General features: G+C 35.5%; 2 protein-coding genes. Both read left to right on the forward strand.

Annotated features, from left to right (window positions below):
* Positions 1 to 233: 233 nt before the first annotated feature.
* On the forward strand, positions 234 to 617 hold the full coding sequence (locus F607_RS0126780) for a hypothetical protein (protein WP_027710435.1): 384 nt from the start codon (positions 234 to 236) through the stop codon (positions 615 to 617).
* Between the two features lie 118 nt (positions 618 to 735).
* Positions 736 to 1,425 (forward strand): hypothetical protein, encoded by a 690-nt coding sequence (locus F607_RS0126785; RefSeq protein WP_027710436.1) that lies wholly within the window; start codon positions 736 to 738, stop codon positions 1,423 to 1,425.
* The last annotated feature ends 263 nt before the right edge of the window (positions 1,426 to 1,688 follow it).

Consider the following 1,688-nt stretch of genomic DNA (forward strand, 5'->3'; position numbering starts at 1 on the left):
GGAAAAACGCACTCGTCCTCGCCCCCTGCGGGTTTTGCGTCATAAAAATTTTGCGAAAAGTTATTTTGGGTAATTAATTGCTGTAATAGCTTGTTAGTTAAGACGGGTAGAGGTATGAGGTACATTTCTTAATGTGAAATTATATCTAGCGTAATTCAGTAGATTTCACTTACCTGTTATTGGTTTATTATATGTTATAGGTCTGATAATATTTTGATAAGTAAAGGGTGGCTATGGACTGGAAATCTCATCCATATAGAGTTCCAAAAAATATAATAGAGCTTGCATTTCAATCACCCATATGGATTGTTATATACGGTTCTGGTTTAATTTTCCCTCTCACTGGATTTATATGGTTAATCTATGGCTTGGGGTTGTATATGAGTCCGAAGTTGTATCCTTTACCACATACCGCGTTACTTGAACTAGTAGCAGAGTATCTAATTTGGATTAGGAAAAGTTCTAAGTATTCTGACAATAAGAAAAAAACGATCACTATTTTTGTCTCAATATTGTGTATTGTTGCAATTCCGGTATTGTTTGTTGCCTACTTTAAATTTTTGTTTGGTCTGTGGTTTGGAGATCAATTAGCTTGGTTCAATCATTTCTTAAATTAATAATCCTTGAGGCTCATGATATCAATTGAGTCCTCTCGGTGATTGAAAATTTAAGTACACATAGCTTCCGAGGGAACACGCTTTAACATGACATTCTCAAGAAGGATTGCGTAGAGATATGAATAATGAAGATGGCATGAGCTTCGAATCCAGAATCAAGGGAGATATCACTGAAGCGATAGTTAAGTCTTTATTAGTAGATGAAGGTTATCGAGTGATTGATAGTGGTATCGAGCACCTTATTAGAGAGGTCTTATGTCTTAGTCGTGAACAATATATGAAGTTGTCCTTCGCTAATACCTTAAGGAAACTACCTGATTTGGTAGTGATGAATAGGGATCAAACCGTGTCCCATTTAGTCGAAGTTAAATACAGACAAAAGTGGTCATACCAACTAATTAATGACCTTAAGGAGCAAGTTGAGTTTTTTAATCAAATAGTTCTTGTATGTGTTAATGGATCCCCTGTGACTGCTTCAAAGGAGGTTTCGGGAGGTACGCATTTAAGGGCAATAGAACTGAAGTTTGAAAATAGGATGTATCTTGCGAACAAATTTATTAACAGTAAATCAAGTGAAGGTAAAGAATTTGAGTGGGTTTCCGTAAGCTCTCAGGAAAATATTGACTGGTGGAGTTTGGCCCCGATTCAGTTTGTGTTTAAAGATATGACTTCCTTATCCCAGGAAACTAGTACACAGAAAATGAAATTGAATGTAAATACTTTGCTTGCATGTAGAGCCATAGCTTCATTGATGAAAACTGAAATATGGGATGTCAGTGCGCAGTCACAAAACTTAACTAGCGACTAAGTTTGAAGTTTGGTTGTGCAAACTAGTCTTGTGTTAAACAGCTTAAATCTTCATGAACACTCCTCTTACCCATTATGATATACAATGCTAGCTGTATACTTTTTGGCAAAACCACCATTTAACCTATTGATATTCATGTGTTTTATATTTGTAATCATTCTGCATAAAATATATAAAAATATTGTTAAATCAATAAGTTATGTATGAATATCTATAAAATGGGGTTGTGGGGGTCGGAGGTTCGAATCCTCTCACTCCGACCA

Source organism: Zooshikella ganghwensis DSM 15267 (assembly GCF_000428585.1).
Classification (GTDB): Bacteria; Pseudomonadota; Gammaproteobacteria; order Pseudomonadales; family Zooshikellaceae; genus Zooshikella; species Zooshikella ganghwensis.